The sequence below is a fragment of the Corynebacterium parakroppenstedtii genome, assembly GCF_019754935.1.
Taxonomy (GTDB): Bacteria; Actinomycetota; Actinomycetes; order Mycobacteriales; family Mycobacteriaceae; genus Corynebacterium; species Corynebacterium parakroppenstedtii.
This window is the reverse complement of record NZ_JAGSOA010000001.1, coordinates 331,591-352,146: the sequence shown is the minus strand read 5'-3', so window position 1 is coordinate 352,146 and position 20,556 is coordinate 331,591. Positions and strand designations below refer to the sequence as shown.

Genomic DNA, 20,556 nt, shown 5'->3' with positions numbered 1-20,556 from the left:
AACGAAAAAATAGTTTTATTACGTGTTGGGATTTTACCCCTATGCAGGTGTGATTACGGCTATGGTGAGCCAGGTTCGACGGAGGCTCTGATGATGGCTTTGACGGTGAATTTGTTGATAAGACCGCCTTGAAATGTGAACGCGCATCGCCACCACAGCGATTGCCATCCACCGGAGCGAGACCTTACTGAAACTGTGGGGTAATGTATCGAGCCATGATTACCCGTATGTCCTCTCTCTTTGTGCGAACCTTGCGTGAAGACCCTGCAGATGCAGAAGTTCCTAGCCACAAGCTCCTTGTTCGGGCCGGTTTTATCCGACGCATCGCACCCGGTGTGTATTCGTGGCTGCCGCTCGGACTCAAGGTTCTGCGAAACATTGAGCGGATTGTGCGGGAAGAGATGGACGGTATAGGTGCTCAAGAAATTGAATTACCTGCCTTACTTCCTCGCGATGCCTATGAAGTGACAGGTCGATGGACAGAGTACGGCGACGCTCTTTTCCGGTTAAAAGACCGTAAAAAAGGCGATTATCTCTTAGGCCCTACTCATGAGGAAATTTTTACCGAGACGGTGAAAGGCGAGTACTCCTCGTATAAAGATTTCCCCGTCACCTTGTATCAAATTCAAACTAAGTACAGGGATGAAGAACGGCCTCGCGCGGGAATTTTGCGCGGGCGGGAATTCATCATGTGTGATTCCTACTCCTTTGATATGAAAGATGAGGGGCTAGAGGCGTCGTACCAGAAGCACCGGGCCGCCTATCAGCGCATGTTTAACCGCTTAGGGCTCGATTACGCTATCTGCGCTGCGACGTCTGGTGCGATGGGTGGGTCCGCGTCTGAGGAATTCCTCGCTGTCTCGCCCGTCGGCGAGGACACGTTTGTGACGTCGACAAACTCCGATTATGCGGCCAATGTCGAGGCTGTCGTCACTCCTGCGCCGACTGTCGACGAAAACGCGATCGACTCGATTGAGCCGGCAATCACACTGGAATCGTCGAACTGTACGACGATTGCCACGCTGGTGGACTGGGCCAATTCGAATGAGACTGTGTCCCAGCGGTTTGATCGTGAAATCACTGCTCAAGACACCCTGAAATGCGTGGTAGTGAAGACGCGGGAACCGGGGGAAGAGGACTTTTCGTACGCCATTATTGCGATCCCTGGTGACCGTGAGGTGGACATGAAACGCCTCGAGGCTTCGCTGGAGCCGAAAGAAGTTGTCCTGGCTGAGCAGGAAGATTTCGACGAGCATGACTTCCTGCCCAAGGGCTACGTCGGACCGGTGGGAATGGCAGAGCACGATGTGAAGGTCCTTGTTGATCCACGCGTGGTAGCGGGTACGCGGTGGATTACCGGAGCCGGAGTGGATGGCCACCACAGCGTTGATGTCACGGTGGGCCGCGACTTCACTCCGGATGGCGCTATCGAGGCCGCCGAGGTGAAAGAGGGAGACCCTGCACCGGATGGAACGGGCACGTTGCTCCTCAAGCAGGGTATTGAGATCGGCCACATCTTCCAGCTTGGCCGGAAGTACACGAACGCCTTCGAGCTCGATGTGCTGGATGAGAACGGTAAGCGCTCGCGGCCCACAATGGGATCCTACGGGGTCGGAGTTTCGCGATTGGTCGCCGTCGTTGCTGAGCAGTACCACGACGACAAGGGCCTGAAATGGCCGGTCAGTGTTGCACCGTTCCCGGTCCATCTCGTGGTTGCGAATAAGGATGCGGAGGCAGCGGAAGCGGCGTCTACTCTTGCGGAGGATCTATCCAGCCGTGGGCTCGACATTCTTTTCGACGATCGGCCGAAGGTCAGCCCGGGCGTGAAGTTCAAGGATTCGGAACTGCTGGGTATGCCCTACGTTGTGGTGCTGGGCCGCGCGTTCAAGGAAGGAAAAGTTGAGGTGCGCGATCGGTTAGCCGATTCGGTGGAGACTGTCCCCGTCGACGACGCTGCAGAGCATATCGCTGGCCTCGTGAAAAACTAACGTCGGAGGAGCTGACCAGGGGTGGGGCTAGATATTTGCCGACGCCCCCATGCCTGGCAGGTGGAGGCGATCATCATTCATCGCATTTCCTCCGGCTTTGTCGATAAAGTATGCGGCGTCCACGGCTGAATGCGTGATCAGAGACGAAGCTATATCCATCGCGCTACTTGTGTTTATAGCCCTCGCTTGATCGTAGGTTCGCGCGCACGCAAAGAGCTCCAGGTTAATCAGGAATTGGTGGGCGGTGTCCGAGTCTGTCGGCGGGGCAGCAAACGAGTATGCAGCATCCGCGAGGGGGATGTTGTTCTGAGAGACCTTGGCCTGGTCCTCGAGCCATGAGATGATGCGATCCCGCGTCGCGCGGTGCTTATTCGCTGCAGATTCAATGCTCTTTTTTAGTGCAGAGTCCGCGAAGGGCAGGGCCAACCCAAAGCCATAGATGACTTGATACTCCGTCGTGAGCAGCGTGGTCATTGCGGTGACATCAGCTTTATTGGGACGACGGTTGCCGCTCGATGAACCCGACGTTGCAGTGGTGCTGGATTGCGAAGCAGCATCGTTGTCCTGCGTCGTCCCCGTGTTAGCCGAGTCCGAGTCGCCCAACGACGTTTGCGCGGCGATCACCGATAGTGATGACGCAATAGAAACAAACAAACCGTTATTGCGTTTCGTGTTCGCTTGAGATGCCACCGAGACAACGGACGACCGTAGGTCCTTCAGCTTTTGGGATAACTCTTCGTCACTGCTGCCGCCAGCGGATTGTGGATTACCGCCGTTGCCTTCAGAATCCAGTGTGGAATCCGAGCATGTTGACGGAGAATTCCCGTCTTTATCCGTGCCACATATGCGTCGGATTTCTTGCCGTAGTGCATCCGCGTGGGCATGAACAAAGACCGCGGCATCGTGGTGTTCTGACGCGTCAAGTGAGCCCGCCACAGAGTTGGCCTGCACGTAGAGGTCAGATAATTTCTGGTCAGGCTTGGTGTGCGTAGATTCGCACCCGGCTAGCAGGCCGCTTCCGGAGAGCACCGTAACGGCGACGGCAGCACCTACGGCCTGCGCGGAGCGTCCGAAGAAAGCCCGCCGAGATAAGGTAGCACCGCGGGTTTCACGTGAGCTGTTCTGTTTCAGCTGCTCAGCACTGCTATTCCTCGTTGTCTTCGAGCTTTTCACGTTCCTCTTCACCGTTCTAGTCTCTCACAGGCGGTTAGTGGGCTTGGCTGGGACTCGTTATCCTGTTTTTATGGCTTTCCCGACGGCAGAAGAGATTACACAGCGCGTGCAACACATCGTGGGTCCGCGCGGGTTTGATGTTGAAAAGGTCGATATTAAAAAAGCGGGCGCGAAGTCTGCCGTCATTATCCGCATCGACGGTGACCAGCGCCCTGATCTGGATGTTATCGAGGAACTCTCGGACGAGATTTCCCGCAATTTCGACGCCGCCGAACGTGATGGGGAGTTGAACTTCGGCGCCGGTTACCGTCTTGAGGTCTCGACCCCAGGTTTCGATGAACCCTTGGTCGCAGCTCGCCATTTTCGACGTCAGCGTGGGCACGTTGCCACGTTTGTTCTCACCCAGGCGGACGACGCCCGTGGAGGAGACAACGCCGGTAACGCTCAGTTTGTGGCGCGAATCGGTGCTTTGAACGCCGACGAGACCGAGTTGGCGGTTGTTCTCCCAGGGAAGAAGAAACCGTCGGTGGGGACCTACCCGCTGGAGCAGATTCGTGAGGCGAAGCTAGAAGTGGAGTTTTCAACCCCGCCAGAAGCTGAAATGGCTCTTGTTAACACACCCTTTGAGCAGTTGGGGTAGCGCCTGAAAATAACTGCACATGATGGTGTGGCGGGGCACATTTTGCGACGAAACGACCAGTGAGTAGCCTATGGGAAGTTGAGGTTGCAGGTACAAAAATCGAAGGGCTACAAGTGAACATCGACTTGAGCACGCTGCGTGCGATTGAACGTGAGCGCGGGGTGTCCGTGGAAGACATGACAGCCACCATCGCGAAGGCTCTGCTGGAAGCGTGGGAGAAGTCGTCAGGGGGTGATTCAGAAGCGCGTGTCGATGTCGATCCCGACGATGGGCATGTGGCCGTTATTGTTACTGAGCGAGACGACGACGGTAACGTTATCGCCGAAGTCGACGAGACCCCGTCGGACTTCGGCCGTTCATTCGCTGGTACTGTCCGCGAGGCAATGGTTGCTCGACTGCAGGAGGCGGAAGCAGACCAGACTTACGAAGAGTATGCATCGCTGACCTCGAAGGTTGTCACAGGCATCGTTGAGGCAGATTCTTTCGCGCGGGCGAAAGGGATCGTTATTGCCCGTCTTGGCACGGAAGCGCACGGGAATGACGGAACGTTGCTTCCCGCCGAGCAGATTCCAGGCGAGAAATATCCACACGGCAAGCGCCTCAAGTTCTACGTGGTTAACGTCAATCGCGGGCCACGTGGCGTGCAGATCATGATCTCCAGGACACACCCCGAATTCGTGCATCGCTTGTTCGAATTAGAGGTTCCTGAAGTTGCCGACGGTTCCGTCGAGATTGTCTCCATTGCTCGTGAAGCTGGCCACCGCTCCAAGGTTGCCGTGCGGTCGACCATCGATGGCGTGAACGCTAAAGGATCGTGCATCGGCCCTCGCGGGCAGCGCGTCAGAGCGATCATGGACGAGCTTGGCGGCGAAAAGATCGACATTATTGACTTCGATGAGGACCCCGCTACCTTCGTCGGGAATTCTTTGGCCCCGTCGAAGGTTCTCAAAGTTGAGGTTGTTGAGCCGGAGGAACAAGTCGCACGGGTGACTGTTCCGGATTATCAGCTGTCCCTGGCCATCGGTAAGGAAGGGCAAAATGCCCGTCTTGCTGCACGTCTGACCGGGTGGCGGATCGATATACACTCGGACACTGAATAAACGCTGGTAAGTTCGCGTAAATCAGTCTGTGACGTTACACTGTTGTATGCCCTTCCATGACGAGGGACGATGACGCACGCTCTGATGGGTTCAGAGCGTAGTTGTCACAACCAACAGAGAGTTATACACAGAGTTACTGCGATAGGAGAGTGGCAGAGAGTGCATCGCCAGGGTTCAACCCTCGTCCGCATACGCACTTGCGTTGCTACTCGGACGCGGTGCTCTGACACTCGTATGTTGCGTGTCGTCCTAAGGCAAGACGGTGCATCACAGGGCGGTTCGTCAAAGAAAGAGGCTGTGATTATTCCAGATCCCTCCCGGTCTTTACCAGGTCGAGGGGCATGGATTATTCCCACAGCAGAAAACTTTGAACGGGCCCGTCAACGGCGTGCTTTCGAGCGTGCCCTCCGGATATCAGGTAAGGCTGATACCCGCCAGATCGGTGAATACATCGAGTCATTGGAGTCAGGGAGCGTTACTGCCACCTAATCGACGCCAGTTTTACCCGTGGCCTTCTCTTTTCCGCACAAGGATTGAGACGGATCGGGATGGCGGACAGTACAACTAACCCGAACTCTGCACACTCAGTAGGAACCATTGAACGAAGGAAGACCTGAACACTGATGAGCACACGATGAAGCATCAGCGATGAATGTCAACAGTTAACCCCGGAGTCGACGCGGCATGAAGGCCCTCGACTCCACAAGTGAGGAGAGTAGTGCCAAAGCTTCGTGTCCACGAGCTCGTTAAACAGCTCAACCAGCTAGACAGCAGTCTTAAATTAACAAGTAAAAAGCTGCTCGCTGCGCTCGAAGAGCAGGGAGAATTTGTCAAGACCGCGTCGTCGACGGTCCAGCCTCCCGTCGTTAAAAAGATGAAGGAATACTACGGGGTGGCTGATAAGTCCTCCGGGTCACCGTCATCGAAGTCGAATCCGGCGGCCGCGGCTGCCGCAGCTGCTGCCGCAGCGGCCCATCGTAGGAATCCTTCGGCATCGCCGTCGCCTGCGTCGATGGCCAATCGAAAGAACGCCAAAGGCGGAGAAACCTCTAAGGCGAACCAGCCGGGTACGTCAGCTGGAAGTGCGCTCTCGGATTCCGCTGCAGCCTCCGCATCTGCTGACAAAGCTAGTGGAAAGGCTTCCTCGGCAGCTGGTCAGTCGACGCCGGGACAGCAGCGTCGTCCGTCTGGTCCGACTCCGGGTACAGCTGCTCGTGCCTCGGGAAGCCCGAATGCTCCCCGTCCCGCACAGAGCGGTAGCAAGTCGTCCGCTCAGGGTGCTGGAAAGCCGTCTGCCTCCAAGTCAGTGGCATCACCCAAGCCTTCGGCTGGGAAATCATCGCCGAAGCCCGGTCAGCCACGGTTTGAAGAACCGACTGCGGCAGGGAAGAACTCTCCGAAGCCCGGTCCGAAGCCGAGTGATCAAGCTGCGCGTTCCCACCGTTCGACCCCGAAGCCGGGGCAAGGCGCTCCGAAGCCAGGCGCTAAGCCCGGTGGCAAGCGAGCTCCTCGTGTAGCGAATAACCCATTCTCCTCGGGAACACGTCCTGCCCCGCGCCCGCGTGGCGGAGATATGCCACGTCCCGGTGGAACGTCGGGTAAGCCCGGCCAGCGCGGTGGCGGTCAGCACTCACCACGCCCCGGTGCACACACGAAGCCGAGCGGTCGTGGTCGCGGTGGTAACCGCAACGAGCGCTCTTCGAAGCAGGGCAGTGGGCACGCTCCCACCCCCGCGATGATGCCATCCCACCCGAGCCCGGGTCAGATGCCTTCCAAGTCCTCGAACCACTTCGGTGGTGGCCGAGGCCGTGGTGGACACGGGCCAGGCGGCGGACACGGTGGCGGTCCACGCGGTGGTCGCGGAGGCCGTCGCGGTGGAACCGCAGGTGCATTCGGACGTCCCGGTGGCGCTCCACGTCGCGGTCGTAAGTCGAAGCGGCAGAAGAGGCACGAGTACGAGGCAATGCAGGCCCCGACCGTCGTCGGTGGCGTCAAGCTGCCCAATGGTCATGGCAAGGCTATTCGCCTCGCGCGTGGTGCCTCCTTGGCTGACTTCGCGGACAAGATCGATGCTGATCCAGCCGCATTGGTCCAGGCCCTGTTCAACTTGGGGGAAATGGTCACCGCTACGGCATCGGTCTCTGACGAGACTCTGATGCTCCTCGGTGACGAAATGGACTACAAGGTCCAGGTCGTCTCACCTGAGGACGAGGACCGTGAGCTCCTCGAATCCTTCGACCTCCAGTTCGGTGAGAACGAAGGTGGCGCAGAGGATCTGACCAAGCGTCCTCCGGTGGTTACTGTCATGGGTCACGTTGACCACGGTAAGACTCGCCTGTTGGACACGATCCGTAAAGCCAATGTTGCTTCGGGCGAGGCCGGCGGCATCACCCAGCACATCGGCGCTTACCAGGTGAAGGTTGACTTGGACGGCGAGCACCGCTTGGTGACATTCCTGGATACCCCGGGCCATGAGGCGTTCACCGCCATGCGTGCCCGTGGTGCTCAGTCCACCGATATCGCCATCTTGGTGGTCGCTGCCGACGACGGCGTCATGCCCCAGACCGTAGAGGCCATCAATCACGCGAAAGCAGCCGACGTCCCGATCGTCGTCGCTGTCAACAAGATTGATAAAGAAGGCGCGGACCCGGAGAAGATCCGTGGCCAGATGACCGAATACGGTCTCACCCCAGAAGAATGGGGTGGGGACACCATGTTCGTGGATATCTCTGCGAAGCAGGGCCAGAACATCGACAAGTTGCTTGAAGCAGTTCTGTTGACTGCGGATGCATCGCTCGAGCTGGTGGCCAACCCGGACATGGATGCTCAGGGTGTCGCCATCGAAACCCACCTCGACCGTGGACGTGGACCGGTTGCCACCGTCATCGTCCAGCGCGGTACGTTGCACGTGGGTGACTCGATCGTCGTGGGTGACGCGCATGGTCGCGTCCGTCGTATGACCGACGAACGTGGCAATGACATCACCGATGCTGGTCCGTCGGTGCCTGTGCAGGTTCAGGGGCTCACGAGTGTTCCTGGAGCTGGCGATAACCTCCTCGTTGTCGAGGACGATCGCACTGCCCGCCAGATTGCGGATCGTCGTGACGCACGACGTCGTAACGCCTTGGCGGCTCGCTCCCGCAAGCGCGTCTCCCTCGAGGATCTGGACAAGGTTCTTAAGGAGACCAGCAGCCTGAACCTCATCCTTAAGGGTGACAACGCCGGTACCGTTGAGGCCCTGGAAGATGCTCTGCTTAAGCTCGACGTCGGAGACGAAGTTGAGCTCAACATCATCGACCGCGGCGTCGGTGCCGTCACCGAGACAAATGTCCACTTGGCGGCTGCCTCGGATGCGATCATCATCGGGTTCAACGTCCGTGCCGAAGGCAAGGCCACTGAGGCCGCCCACGCTGAGGGCGTCGATGTCCGGTACTACTCGGTCATCTACAAGGCGATCGAAGAAATCGAGGCTGCTCTTCGCGGCATGCTCAAGCCGATCTACGAAGAGCGTGACCTGGGTACAGCCGAGATCCGTCAGCTGTTCAAGGCTTCCGCAGTTGGCCTGATTGCCGGCTGCATGGTTGAAACAGGCGTCGTCAAGCGAAATGCGACAGTCCGGTTGGTTCGCGATGGAAATGTTGTTGCCGACAAAGCAACCGTCACATCGCTGCGCCGCGGTAAGGATGATGTCCAAGAAGTTCAGCACGGCTACGAGTGCGGTATGGTCTTGTCCTACCCCGACATCTCCGTCGGAGACAAGATCGAGGCCTACGAATTGGTTGAGGTTCCTCGGGACAAGCAGAACAAGAAGGCCTCGAAGAGCAAGTAACCATAAGCCCTTCGTTGGCCAGGGCGATCTCCTGATCGGGTGATCGGGGTGATCGTCAGGTAAACTCCCTCCACGTAGATAACGGAGGGAGTTTTTCTAATGGCTGATCGCGCTCGCGCTGCGCGCATGGCTAAGCGCATCCAAACTATCGTGGCGAACACCATCGAACATAGTGTGAAGGACCGCCGTTTAGAGCTCGTTACCATCACCGATACCCAGCTCACCGGCGACTTGCATGACGCTACCGTTTTTTACACGGTCCGTGGGCGCACTCTCGACGAGGAACCCGACCGTGAACAGGCGGCCGAAGCACTTCACCGGGCACGTGGTCAACTGCGGAAAGCCGTCGGGGACCAGTTGGGAGTTCGGTTCACTCCGACCTTGACATTCACTCTGGACACCGTCCCTGAAACAAGTGCTCGTCTCGAGGAGCTTTTGGCCCAGGCTCGACAGCGAGACCAAGAAGTTGCACGTCAAGCCGAAGGAGCAACCCCAGCGGGGGACGCTCATCCGTACAAAACCTCGACGCACGAGGACCGTCCTGAGAGCGAAGCGGATGGATGGTAACGATTCGACATTCATCCCACGCGGGCTGCCGGTGGCAGATCGGGACGCATGGGTGTTCCTGCAGGCCATGGCCTGGGAGTCTCATGCTCTTGCCGACGATGAACGCGCTCTGCATCCCTGCGTTGTGATCAGTCACGTGCGCCCGGATGCGGATACTGTTGGCTCGGCCTGCGCTCTTGTCCATCTCATCCGTCGGTGGGGTGGGACTGCTGTGGCCGTGGACGCCGACGGTGGAGTGCCGTCATCTGCTTTTTCTGTTCTGAATACGGAGGATGTGTACGTCCCGCTCGAGGACATCCCTCGTGATCCCATCGCGGTGGTGTGCGTTGACACGGCTTCCCTTGATCGGTGTGGAGTCGCCGTCGATATGGTCGAGCGCGCCACAGAGAAAGGTCGCTCTCTGGTGATTGATCACCATGAGACCGCAACCAATTTTGGCAGCATTAACTGGGTTCACCCGGATGCCGATTCCACAACGAGCATGCTCACTTCTTTATGTGACATGTATTCGGAAACGATCGACCGGACCATGGCCACGGCGCTCTACGCCGGTCTTGTGACCGATACTGAGAGCTTTCGCTGGGGCGGGGCCACCCAGTTTGCGACAGCTCATCGGCTGGCATCGACGGGAATTGATACACGGAGTATCTCGTCGTCGTTAATCGATGACCATTCTGTTCCTTACCTGCGGATGTTAGGCGCAGTGTTGTCCGACTTGGTGTATGAGCCGTTGGCAGTGAATGGTCGTGGTTTGGTGTGGGGTGTTGTCACCGATAGCCAAGCTCAAGAGGCTGTCGAATGCGATGTCGAATCAGTTATCGACGTAGTTCGGACGGCATCGGAAGCCGAGGTCGCCATGGTTCTGAAGGAATATCGGCCAGGCGAGATTGTGGTGTCGTTGCGGTCCCGTGGCGCGGTCAATGTTGCCCGGGTGGCGGAAGAACTAGGGGGCGGGGGCCATGCGCAGGCGGCCGGATTAACCTGGCAAGGCACTCGGGACGGTTTTATAGCTGCTTTTCGACAGCGTGTGAACCAAGAGGAGAAAACCGGTCGATGAGTAGTGATAACGTCGATCGCTCTGCTAGTACCGGCAGGAACGGCGACGGGGTTGGTGTTTGGAAGATCTTATCGATCGCTCTTCCATCGTTGGGTGTCCTGGCGGCTACCCCTATTTATCTCTTGTTTGATACGGCCGTGGTGGGGCGCTTAGGTAAGACGGATTTGGCTGCACTTGCTGCAGCAACGACCATCCTTGCCCAAGTCACCACGCAGCTCACATTCCTGTCCTACGGGACGACAGCTCGCGCGGGGCGTTTCTATGGTGCAGGCCGACGCGATAAATCAATTGAAGAGGGCGTGCAGTCGACATGGATCGCTGTGCTCGTAGGAATCGCTTTGGCGGCGGTGATTTGGATCCTCGCCCCGGTGTTGACGAACTGGCTGGCCGATGATCCCGGGGTAGGCAAAGAGGCGACGAGATGGCTGCGCGTTGCGTCGCCAGCGGTGCCCCTGACTCTCATGACAATGGCGGGGAATGGTTGGCTGAGGGCAGTCCAAAATGCCAGGTACCCCCTGTATTTCACCTTGGCGGGGGTTGGACCAGCGCTTATCCTGGTGCCAATATTGGTGATGCGGTTGGGGATTGTCGGTTCCGCCCTGGCGAATGTTACAGGTGAGACTATTACATCATTGTGCTTCCTCGTCTGCCTGATACGGGAGAACAGCCGATACGAGAATTCGTGGAAACCACGATGGTCGATTATGAAAGACCAATTGGTGATGGGCCGTGACCTAATCGCGCGCTCACTGAGTTTCCAGCTGTCCTTTATCTCTGCGGCCGCTGTTGCTGGTCGTTTCGGTGCAGCATCTCTGGCAGCCCACCAGGTTTTGTTGCAGCTGTGGAACTTCTTAACCATGGTTCTCGATTCGTTGGCTATTGCCGCGCAGGCGTTTGTTGGTGCTGCTCTTGGCGCTGGACGGTCGACTAATGCTAAAGCCGTGGGGCGGTCCATCATTAAGTGGTCATCGCTCTTTGCCGTGGTGCTAGCCGGTGGGATGTCCGCGGGGTACTACTGGATTCCCCGCCAATTCACCCATTCGGAGAGTGTGCTCGACGCGATGGCCGGGCCGTGGTGGCAGCTCGTGGTTCTGGTCCTCCTGGGCGGGTTTGTTTTCGCCCTCGACGGGATTTTGCTCGGCGCCGGTGACGCAATCTTCCTCCGTAACGCCACCCTGGTGTCGGCCTTGGTGGGCTTCCTGCCCCTGACCTGGATTTCCCTGAACCAGGGTTGGAGACTGGTTGGTGTCTGGTGGGGGCTTATTACCTTCTTCTTGTTCCGATTGGCAACGACTACGCTTCGATTCCTCCGCGGAAACTGGGCCCGAGTGGGCGCGCAGTGATCCCGACGGGCTTTTTCCCCGACGGCTGTGCGTGGTCTGAATTGTGTATCTCCGAGCCTTCACAGCCGTCACGCAACGCGGAGTGGCCGTCCGTCAGCCGTAGGAACTGGGACGCTTTGCATCCCCAAGAACGCGCTTATGTCGGCGACGCTGTGCCGCTCAGACGGGCGCAATTCGCTGATGCGCGCGCGTGTGCCAGAAACGCTTTAACGGATCTCATCGGCCATGACCATGCTGACACTGTCATTGCGAAGGGCGAGCGTGGAATGCCACTCTTTCCCCACGGCATCGTCGGATCGCTGACTCACACGACAGGTTTCCGCGCAGCGGTCGTCGCGCGTACAAATACGTTGAAGTCCATCGGCGTGGACGCAGAAGTAGCCAAGCCACTACCTGACGGTGTGTCCAACGTTGTTCTCACCCCTCGCGATCTGCAAAATATCGCTGCTGTGCGACAACATGGACAACAGGATGTGCAGCACAACAAGAGCGATCCACGGTTTTCGTCGACAGAAAAGATCTTGGAAACAGTGGTCTTCTCGGCGAAAGAGGCGCTGTATAAATCGTGGTTCCCGCTAACTCACGTTTTTCTCGATTTTGCCGAGGCAGACATTGAACTCTGCCACGACGGAACATTGACTGCCTCCGTCCATCATGATGCGGCTTGTGGAACGGCGCCCCGGACGATACGGGGGCGATGGATGGTCAGCTCAGGGTACGTCGTGACAAGTACGTGGATTACGCCGATCGCCTAGCTCGAGCGCGGCCCGCGGTGGTGTTCATGACGAGGCGTGATCATGAGAGGGTTGCCGGGCGGGCGACGAACACCGTTTTCGCTATCTTCCCCTCGTTCTTCATTAAAGCTATAGCGTGTCCATTGGCTGACACCCCCGCGTAGACATCCTTCAGATCCGACGCAGGAATACGTTTCCCCATCGAGACCGCGGTGGCTTCGTCGTCACTTAAGCGCCGGATGGGGAACGCCCGGGTAATGGCCTGGTCGAGGGAATAGCTAAGCGATGCCCGTGGAGTTTCGCCGGTCAACTGTTCGTCGCGAATCCGCTGCTCGGCTAGGGATTGCTCGTCGCGCAATTGGTCGAGTGTCTTGGCGTTATCGAGACTAAAAGAGCCGACGCGTGTGCGACGAAGTGCCGTCAGATGTCCCCCGACTCCCAGTATTTCGCCCAAGTCCCTCGCGAGCGCGCGAATGTAGGTGCCCGACGAACAATCGACGGTGACATCGAGGTCGATTACGGTGACAGCATCATCCCCAACGTCGATGGGGGCCTTTCTCACATTGCGAATAACAAAGCTGGAGACGGTGACGGGCCGTGAGGGAAGGGAAACTGTTTCACCAGACCGTACGAGGTCATAGGCACGACGGCCGTTCACCTTGATGGCGCTGACGCTGCTCGGCCGTTGCAGGATATCGCCGGTGAGTTGCTCGCAGGCCTGATTTATCCGGTCCGGTTCAGAGAGCAGCAGTGATAGTCGCTCGCGGGTGGCCAGGCTAATGAGAGGATGCTCGGCGGCTTGGGCGTAATTGTCATCAGCGTTATAGGGGTAGGGGATCGGTTTGCCTTCTGCATCATCCGTTGTGGTGGCGAATCCGAGGCGGATCGTGGCGTTGTACGACTTCGTGTCCGCCACTAAGTGCGTCATAAATTTTGTGCCGCGCTCAATTCCAAGGATCAAGACGCCGGTTGCCGCTGGATCGAGCGTCCCCGCATGCCCAACCTTGCGCGTCCGCATCAGGCGACGAATCGCCGAGACGACATCGTGGCTCGTCATTCCTGCGGGCTTATCGACGATGATAATGCCGGAGCGGTCCAGTACCGATGATGAGTGCGTCGACGAACTGGTGGTGTGTGGTGTTTCGCCACGCGGACGCTGTGTACGTGGCCGTTGTGTAGAGGACTGTCCGGGGTTCTCTGAGGCATTCACGGGGTTTAGCGTAGCTGACGTCTTACTCGGGGAGCGCGAAGGACTGTGGGCTGAGGAGGACCCTGAGCCACACCGTCGTCACGGTTGTTTATATCGGGGTCGTATCGCAGAACGTCGCCCCTGTGACGTACGCTATTCACGTGGATATTTGGCACGGGTTGGATAACATACCGCAGTCCCTCGAAGCGTCCGTCGTTACTATTGGTGTGTTCGATGGTGTTCATCGTGGGCATCGTCGGCTTATCGGTACTGCTGTCCGTCGTGCTCGTGAACTGCATGTTCCCTGTGTGTTGATGACATTCGAACCTCACCCGGTCAAGGTGTTTGCGCCGGAACGTACTCCACGGCTCTTGGGAAGTTTGAAGGATCGTCAAGCGATGGCCGAAGAGCTGGGCGTGGATTATTTCTTGACCGTTGATTTCACGCGAAGCTTGGCTGCCTTGAGTCCAACTGAGTACATCGAGCAGGTCCTTGTTCAGCAGCTCCATGCCAGGGCCATCGTGGTTGGTGAGAACTTCACGTTTGGTCACAAAGCGGCAGGCACGTCTCAGACACTGGAAACTGAAGGACCTCGGTATGGATGCGATGTTGATATTGTCCCGCTGTTGAGTGAGGACGGTCATACGATTTCCTCGACATTCATTCGTTCTCAACTTGACCAAGGACATGTCGACGAGGCCGCGTGGGCTCTCGGGCGTCCGTATTCCGTCTATGGCGAGGTTGAACACGGCGCCGGGCGGGGTGGCCGGGAACTGGGATATCCCACGGCCAATCTCTATATCAACCCGGAGCGTGCGTTGCCCGCAGATGGCGTCTATGCCGGCTGGTTCACGATTGATCCTGGTGAGACCGTCGATGGAGATATGGAACCGGGAGTTCGGTATCCAACCGCCATTTCGGTGGGGATGAACCCAACATTTAACGATGATCGTCGGTCGGTTGAATCTTTTGTGCTTGATAGGCACGCGGATTTGTACGGTTTGCATGCGACAGTCGAGTTCATCGGTTATGTCCGGGGAATGGAAACATTTTCGGGTGTCGACGAGCTTCTCGCTGCCATGCACCGCGACGTTGACGCAGTAAGGGCGATGACGGCTCGGAAGTAGGATGAGCGCGGGTGCTTTAGTATTTCCTGGGGTGTGCATGACCTGGTTTTGGGCCTGCTGGATGGTATTTCGGGTCCATCCGAACATGTGGTAGCCTCGTTCGGGTATCAACTGCGGTCCGTTGCAGTTGTGAAAGCTGTGTCTTTTTACGACATAGCGCATACGGACTGAAATAACGACCTCAATCTCAGGAGTTTTCCTATGGCTTTGTCCGCTGCAAAGAAAAAAGAAATCCTTTCCGAGTTCGGTCTTCATGAGACCGACACCGGTTCAACCGAGGCTCAGGTTGCCTTGTTGACCGAGCGCATTCGTCAGCTGACGGAGCACCTTCGTGAGCACAAGCATGATCACCACTCACGTCGTGGGCTTATGCTCTTGGTCGGTCGTCGCAAGCGTTTGTTGAAGTACTTGGCTGCTAACGACGTCGATCGTTACCGTAACCTGATTGCCCGTTTAGGTCTCCGCCGCTAATTGCTGCGTCGGCAATCGTGACTCGGTTCTGCACAGTGCGGCAGGGCCGAGTTTTTCATATCTGGAGCTTGTGAACGGTGCTTGGACCTGGCCGTGGTATCGCTGATGAAGCCATCCATAGAGGTAGGTAGGCGTGTCAACACCCCGTCGTCCTGCTCTTCCAGGTTTCACCTGCTAAGATGAGGTCGCCTGAAGATATATGAAGAAGAGATTTCTCGCTGGCGACACCGATGATCGCCCGGGGCACCCATAGAGAAGGACGGATTCCCCCTTTTATGACCAATAATCACTCCGTTTTTTATGACGAAGAGTTTGGCACCCATTCTGTCGAAGCCACGATTGATAATGGCGACTTCGGCTCACGCACTATTCGATTAGAGACCGGACAACTAGCTCGCCAGGCGAATGGCTCCGTCGTTGCGTATCTCGATGAAGACACCATGATGTTGTCGACGACGACCGCGTCATCCAAACCTCGAGAGGGCTTTGACTTCTTCCCGTTGACCGTAGACGTGGAAGAGCGCATGTATGCCGCTGGACGTATTCCTGGCTCTTTCTTCCGCCGGGAAGGCCGCCCAGGCACCGACGCTATTTTGGCGTGCCGCCTGATCGACCGCCCGTTGCGTCCGACCTTTGTGAAGGGACTGCGCAACGAGGTTCAGGTTATCGTCACCGTGATGTCCTTGGACCCGAAAGACATGTACGACGTCGTCGCGATCAACGCGGCATCTGCGTCGACCCAGCTTTCGGGGCTGCCCGTGTCGGGCCCGGTTGGTGGCGTAAGAATGGCTCTCATCGTCGACGACGATCATGAGGATGGTCAGTGGGTCGCATTCCCCACTCGAGAACAACACGAGTCGGCCGTGTTTGAAATGGTCGTTGCCGGTCGTTTGACTGATGAGCAAGTCTCGGAGAAGCCACGGAAGGGACGTCGTCGCGGTCGCAAGTCGAGTCCACGGAAAAAGACCGACAATGTTGCGATCATGATGGTGGAAGCGGGAGCGACGGAAACCGTTGTCGATCGCGTCAACGATGGTGCACCTGCCCCTACCGAGTCCGTCGTCGCTGAGGGTATTGAGGCAGCAAAGCCCTTCATTGCCGAACTGTGTGGCGCTCAGCAGGCTCTTCGCCAGGCTGTGGATCCGGAGACCGAGGAATTTCCTCTGTTCCCGCCTTATGGTGCCGACGTTGTGGCCGCTGTCGATTCTGAGGCCAAAGGGCGTATCAGTGACATCATGTCCATTGCCGATAAGCAGGAGCGCGATGAAGCTCTCTCGTCAGACATGGATGACACGGTTGAGGCGTTGCTCGAAGAGTTCCCGGAGCGTGAAGCGGAAATCCGTGCTGCTCATAACGCCGTAACAAAAGAGGTCGTCCGGTCGCGTATTTTGGCCGACGGCTTCCGCATCGACGGTCGCGGCGTCGAGGATATTCGAGATCTCGATGTTGAGGTCGACCTTGTTCCTCGTGCCCACGGCTCGTCGCTGTTCCAGCGTGGTGAAACCCAGATCCTCGGCGTAACGACGCTGGACACGTTGAAGATGGAGCAGCAGGTTGACTCTTTGGGTCCTGTTGATCACCGTCGCTACATCCACCACTACAACTTCCCGCCGTACTCCACCGGTGAGACGGGCCGTGTTGGTTCCCCGAAGCGTCGTGAGATTGGGCATGGTGCGTTGGCAGAACGCGCTCTGAAGCCAATGATCCCGTCGCGCGATGACTTCCCGTACACCATCCGTCAGGTCTCCGAGGCGTTGGGCTCCAACGGTTCCACCTCGATGGGGTCGGTGTGCGCGTCGACGTTGTCCCTGTACAACGCTGGTGTTCCGCTGAAGGCTCCGGTTGCAGGTATCGCAATGGGCCTCGTGTCCGGCGAAGTCAAGGGGAAGATGACATACGTCACCCTCACGGACATCTTGGGTGCTGAAGACGCATTCGGCGATATGGACTTCAAGGTTGCGGGCACGGAGGACTTCATCACCGCGCTTCAGCTGGACACCAAGCTCGACGGCATTCCGTCGGATGTTCTTGCCGGTGCGTTGAAGCAGGCTCGCGAGGCTCGGCTTGAAATCCTCAACACGATGGCTGAGGTCATTGATGAGCCCGACCCGATGAGTGACTATGCACCGCGTATCACGACGATCTCTGTGCCGGTCTCGAAGATTGGTGAAGTGATCGGCCCAAAGGGCAAGAACATTAACCAGATCACGGAAGATACCGGTGCCCGCGTCTCCATCGAGGATGACGGTACTGTGTTCATTTCCGCCACCTCCGGTGGCTCCGCAGATGCCGCGGTCGACCGGATTAATGAGATTGCCAATCCTCAACTGCCGAAGGTGGGGGAGCGGTTCTTGGGCACTGTGGTGAAGACCACGGCGTTCGGGGCGTTCGTGTCAATCCTTCCCAACCGCGATGGGCTCGTGCACATCTCGAAGCTCGGTGGCAAGAAGCGCATCGAGAAGGTCGAGGACGTCGTCAACGTCGGCGACAAGCTCGAGGTTGAGATCGCCGATATCGATAACCGCGGGAAGATCTCGCTGGTTCCCGTCGACGACTAATTTTGGATAATAACCGCTCTGGGATAACCAGAGCGGGTCGCCTTTAATGGCCCCTCTATGTACTTTCGAGCTTCTTGTTAAGGCTCGACTAACGGTTATACACTAATTCGCATGGCACGTGCAGTTAGTCCCTGGGTACCTAACCAACATGGGGCGTGGGCAATGCTTCTGCTCCCCATCATCATGGGAATGGGCTTAGGCATTTGTACTTTGGTGAATGACTCATCATCGGCCGGTGCAGTGATCATGGGGGTAGCCCGGTCGGTGGTGTTATTAATAACCTGGGTAGTCGGCTATTTTGCGTTTTTCGCGTGGGGGCTCTGGGTTAAGATACCGCCACCGCGGAACGGCCGGTCATCCGAGCGTAAACAGAAGGCTTTTGTGGCGACGGCTACGTATTGTGCAATTACGCTCGCGGCAGCGCTTGTTACTGTGGTGCTTCGTCCGAGCCTGTTGGTGTGGGCACCCGCGTTCGTCATTATCATGGGTGTTGCTCTGTGGGAAGTCGTCAGAAAACGCCCACGTTCTTTGCTTTCTGGTATTGCGACGGTGGTTGCGTCCGTATTGATGGTTCCCGTGGCAGACCACACGATCCGGGGGAGTATTAACGGAATCGCGTGGTGGTGGGCCCTCATGTTGGGCATCTACTTCACGGGCACGATTATTTACGTCAAGACAATGATTCGTGAGCGCAACAACCCGCGTTATTTGACGTTTAGTATCGGATATCACGCGGCATTTGTTCTTATTTCCCTCGTGTTTGCTGTCTTAGCTTCATGTGGGGTTGTCGCAGGATTCTCGCCGTATACAGGTCTGTGGTGGACCGTGGGAACCTGGTTGCTTGTAGTCGCGGCCGCCATATCACTGTTTCGCAGTTGGGCAGTACCCCGCTCGGCGCATAATGGTGGGAAGTGGACGCCAAAGCGGGTGGGGAAGACCGAGCAGCTCGTTACTCTTGGTGTCGTCATAGCGCTCGTGCTGTAGGGGCCAGCTTCGCACAGCCCCCCCGCCGCGAGCACTACCGCAAGCCCCTACTTCTTCTTCCAGCCGATGTCCTGCAGCTTGACACTGCCGAAGAACTTAGGACCAAAGTTAACGAGGTCCGGATTAGCCGCAGTAATGGATGGACCATTGGTCACCGGCATAATCCCGTACCGCGCGAATGCCTCTTTTTCGAGTTCATTGGCCCGACGGATTTGTTCATCTTCGGTGGGAAGTTTCTGCAGCTCATTAATCTTTTCATCCATCTCCGGGGTACCAGTTCCGGATCGATTCAGCTGAGAATCAGAGGCATAGGTCTGCTGGAAATACGCTACGCCATACGGATCCGACTGGCTAAATCCCATCGAGAACATATCGAAGTCACGACGCGTAACAACGTCGGAAAACTCCGAGCTAGGCCGTTCCTGGATCGATAGCTGCACACCAATATCGGACATCATCTTTTGTGTTGCTTGGGCCGTTGCCCGAGAGAGGCTGTCATCCCCAAGCAGCACATATTTCAGCTGCAGTTTCTTACCGTCTTTCCTCCGGACACCGTCGGACCCAGGTTTCCACCCATCCTGTTCGAGTATCTGTTGCGCTTCGTCTTTATTGAACTTCACGACGGCGCCGAAGTTGTCGTCATATCCCTTCTGGCGGCTGAAGAGCTGGAACGAACCGGGCAGTTTCTCTGAGTATCCCATGCCGTTGAACCTGATGGTCGCGAGCTGTGACCGATCAATTCCCGTCATGACCGCCTTACGAACGTTAATGTCGGAGAGAATATCTGACTTCGCATTGAGAGTGATCAGCGACGTAAACGGTGCGGCCCCGGTGCGAATGTCGACGAGCTTACCCATCTTTTCTGCTGTTTTGAGCCGCTCACGGCTACCGACTGAGGTCGCGTCGATTTCACCGGCACGCAAGGCATTGATCGAGGCCTGTGGTTCCATTTGCCGGAACGTAATGGAATCGAGTTTTCCTTTATCGCCCCACCACTTATCGTTCCGTTTAAAGACGACTTCCCCTTTTTTAAAGTTGACGTGGTCAACGGTGTAGGGCCCAGCGCCCCATTCCGGATGCAAAGCGCTTTTATATGCGTTATTGAACTTCTCCGCATCCGACACTTGTGGAGGAAGCAGGATGTTGAATAGACCTTTCCACCAGGGATAAACCTGAGAGAACGTCACTACTGCTTGTTTATCATTCTCGCCGGGAGTAACAGATTCGATGAGCTTGTATCCGTCGGTGGAGGAGGGGATGTAATCCTCATCAGTCCCGTTGTTTGCCTTCCACGTGTTTTCAAAGGCACGCCAGTCAATTGGTGTGCCGTCGTTGTACACAGCACGCGGATTGATGGTGTAGGTCAGAACCGTTTTGCCAGAACTTGTGTCTTCCTTGATATCAGTCACATAGTCATGGTTCGGAGAGAACTCACCACGTGGGGTGTACATAGCCAATTGAGGGTTGTAATACGACCATATCGTGGTGGTGTACGCCGTACCGTCACCATGAAAAGGATTCTCTTGGGTCGTTAATTCGTCAATGGCTAAATTGAGATGCCCACCATCTTTTATTTGGTCTCGGTTCGTCGGTTTGTAGTCGGCAATTTGGTCATATCCTTGGTTAGAGCCTTCTGCGTCGTCGTTATAACCGCAGGCAGTCAGAGACATGCTTGATGTCGAAACAATCACGACGAGGGCCATGATGACCTTCGAGCGCACGCGCCGTTGTGCGTGTCGAACGGAGTGCCGCAGGGGCGCGAGTAAGGGGACGTTCACGGTTTTACCTTCCGACGA

The 20,556-nt window shown here is 57.0% G+C and carries 16 protein-coding genes; 13 read left to right on the top strand and 3 right to left on the bottom strand.

Annotated elements, in window-relative coordinates:
- Window positions 1-215 precede the first annotated feature (215 nt).
- Window positions 216-1,988: a proline--tRNA ligase gene (locus KCQ76_RS01505; protein ID WP_046202193.1), complete on the top strand. Its 1,773-nt coding sequence runs from the start codon at window positions 216-218 to the stop codon at window positions 1,986-1,988.
- 27 nt (window positions 1,989-2,015) lie between these two features.
- Here the strand turns inward: KCQ76_RS01505 and KCQ76_RS11035 are convergent, their stop codons facing one another.
- Window positions 2,016-3,161, bottom strand: coding sequence for a DUF4439 domain-containing protein (locus KCQ76_RS11035; RefSeq protein WP_046202194.1), 1,146 nt, complete (start codon window positions 3,159-3,161; stop codon window positions 2,016-2,018).
- Window positions 3,162-3,231: 70 nt separating this feature from the next.
- Here KCQ76_RS11035 and rimP point away from each other — a divergent pair, with 70 nt between their 5' ends.
- From rimP to KCQ76_RS01460, 8 genes are all read left to right on the top strand, one after another.
- Complete coding sequence (gene rimP, locus KCQ76_RS01495) at window positions 3,232-3,801, top strand: ribosome maturation factor RimP (RefSeq protein ID WP_046202195.1); 570 nt, start codon at window positions 3,232-3,234, stop codon at window positions 3,799-3,801.
- 113 nt (window positions 3,802-3,914) lie between these two features.
- Window positions 3,915-4,901 (top strand): transcription termination factor NusA, encoded by a 987-nt coding sequence (gene nusA / locus KCQ76_RS01490; RefSeq protein ID WP_046202367.1) that lies wholly within the window; start codon window positions 3,915-3,917, stop codon window positions 4,899-4,901.
- 69 nt (window positions 4,902-4,970) lie between these two features.
- Window positions 4,971-5,390 carry a YlxR family protein gene (locus KCQ76_RS10945; RefSeq protein WP_306421793.1) on the top strand — a complete coding sequence of 140 codons (420 nt, stop codon included), beginning with the start codon at window positions 4,971-4,973 and terminating at the stop codon, window positions 5,388-5,390.
- A 229-nt stretch (window positions 5,391-5,619) separates the two neighbouring features.
- Complete coding sequence (infB, locus tag KCQ76_RS01480) at window positions 5,620-8,730, top strand: translation initiation factor IF-2 (protein WP_046202196.1); 3,111 nt, start codon at window positions 5,620-5,622, stop codon at window positions 8,728-8,730.
- Window positions 8,731-8,829: 99 nt separating this feature from the next.
- Window positions 8,830-9,297: a 30S ribosome-binding factor RbfA gene (gene rbfA / locus KCQ76_RS01475; protein WP_046202197.1), complete on the top strand. Its 468-nt coding sequence runs from the start codon at window positions 8,830-8,832 to the stop codon at window positions 9,295-9,297.
- A complete protein-coding gene (locus KCQ76_RS01470; RefSeq protein WP_052722247.1) occupies window positions 9,287-10,354 on the top strand; it encodes a DHH family phosphoesterase in 1,068 nt (355 codons plus the stop codon). The genes rbfA and KCQ76_RS01470 overlap by 11 nt, the downstream gene beginning before the upstream one ends.
- Entirely contained in the window at window positions 10,351-11,697 is a 1,347-nt protein-coding gene (locus KCQ76_RS01465) for an MATE family efflux transporter (RefSeq protein WP_046202198.1), read from the top strand. The genes KCQ76_RS01470 and KCQ76_RS01465 overlap by 4 nt, the downstream gene beginning before the upstream one ends.
- Before the next feature lie 116 nt (window positions 11,698-11,813).
- Window positions 11,814-12,452 carry a 4'-phosphopantetheinyl transferase family protein gene (locus KCQ76_RS01460; protein ID WP_152646991.1) on the top strand — a complete coding sequence of 213 codons (639 nt, stop codon included), beginning with the start codon at window positions 11,814-11,816 and terminating at the stop codon, window positions 12,450-12,452.
- A gap of 40 nt (window positions 12,453-12,492) precedes the next feature.
- Here the strand turns inward: KCQ76_RS01460 and KCQ76_RS01455 are convergent, their stop codons facing one another.
- Entirely contained in the window at window positions 12,493-13,488 is a 996-nt protein-coding gene (locus KCQ76_RS01455; protein WP_046202370.1) for a tRNA pseudouridine synthase B, read from the bottom strand.
- Window positions 13,489-13,781: 293 nt separating this feature from the next.
- Between KCQ76_RS01455 and KCQ76_RS01450 the strand changes: the two genes are divergently transcribed.
- The 4 genes from KCQ76_RS01450 (at window position 13,782) to KCQ76_RS01435 (ending at window position 18,760) form a co-directional block, all read left to right on the top strand.
- Complete coding sequence (locus KCQ76_RS01450) at window positions 13,782-14,747, top strand: bifunctional riboflavin kinase/FAD synthetase (protein ID WP_046202371.1); 966 nt, start codon at window positions 13,782-13,784, stop codon at window positions 14,745-14,747.
- Window positions 14,748-14,948: 201 nt separating this feature from the next.
- The gene (gene rpsO / locus KCQ76_RS01445) at window positions 14,949-15,218 is read left to right on the top strand and encodes a 30S ribosomal protein S15 (protein WP_046202199.1); all 270 of its coding nucleotides are present in this window, start codon (window positions 14,949-14,951) and stop codon (window positions 15,216-15,218) included.
- Between the two features lie 275 nt (window positions 15,219-15,493).
- The gene (locus KCQ76_RS01440) at window positions 15,494-17,776 is read left to right on the top strand and encodes a polyribonucleotide nucleotidyltransferase (RefSeq protein ID WP_046202200.1); all 2,283 of its coding nucleotides are present in this window, start codon (window positions 15,494-15,496) and stop codon (window positions 17,774-17,776) included.
- A gap of 111 nt (window positions 17,777-17,887) precedes the next feature.
- Window positions 17,888-18,760: a YwiC-like family protein gene (locus KCQ76_RS01435; protein ID WP_082089816.1), complete on the top strand. Its 873-nt coding sequence runs from the start codon at window positions 17,888-17,890 to the stop codon at window positions 18,758-18,760.
- Window positions 18,761-18,807: 47 nt separating this feature from the next.
- On the opposite strand, the gene KCQ76_RS01430 is transcribed toward KCQ76_RS01435, so the two are convergent.
- Complete coding sequence (locus KCQ76_RS01430; protein WP_231725275.1) at window positions 18,808-20,538, bottom strand: ABC transporter family substrate-binding protein; 1,731 nt, start codon at window positions 20,536-20,538, stop codon at window positions 18,808-18,810.
- Window positions 20,539-20,556: the final 18 nt, after the last annotated feature.

Excerpts from the sequence above, each read along its gene's own strand:
- KCQ76_RS01505 (WP_046202193.1), top strand. The coding sequence starts at position 216 with ATGATTACCCGTATGTCCTCTCTCTTTGTGCGAACCTTGCGTGAAGAC.
- rimP (WP_046202195.1), top strand. The coding sequence starts at position 3,232 with ATGGCTTTCCCGACGGCAGAAGAGATTACACAGCGCGTGCAACACATC.
- KCQ76_RS10945 (WP_306421793.1), top strand. The coding sequence starts at position 4,971 with ATGACGCACGCTCTGATGGGTTCAGAGCGTAGTTGTCACAACCAACAG.
- rbfA (WP_046202197.1), top strand. The coding sequence starts at position 8,830 with ATGGCTGATCGCGCTCGCGCTGCGCGCATGGCTAAGCGCATCCAAACT.
- KCQ76_RS01470 (WP_052722247.1), top strand. The coding sequence starts at position 9,287 with ATGGATGGTAACGATTCGACATTCATCCCACGCGGGCTGCCGGTGGCA.
- KCQ76_RS01465 (WP_046202198.1), top strand. The coding sequence starts at position 10,351 with ATGAGTAGTGATAACGTCGATCGCTCTGCTAGTACCGGCAGGAACGGC.
- KCQ76_RS01455 (WP_046202370.1), bottom strand. The coding sequence starts at position 13,488 with ATGACGAGCCACGATGTCGTCTCGGCGATTCGTCGCCTGATGCGGACG.
- rpsO (WP_046202199.1), top strand. The coding sequence starts at position 14,949 with ATGGCTTTGTCCGCTGCAAAGAAAAAAGAAATCCTTTCCGAGTTCGGT.
- KCQ76_RS01440 (WP_046202200.1), top strand. The coding sequence starts at position 15,494 with ATGACCAATAATCACTCCGTTTTTTATGACGAAGAGTTTGGCACCCAT.
- KCQ76_RS01435 (WP_082089816.1), top strand. The coding sequence starts at position 17,888 with ATGGCACGTGCAGTTAGTCCCTGGGTACCTAACCAACATGGGGCGTGG.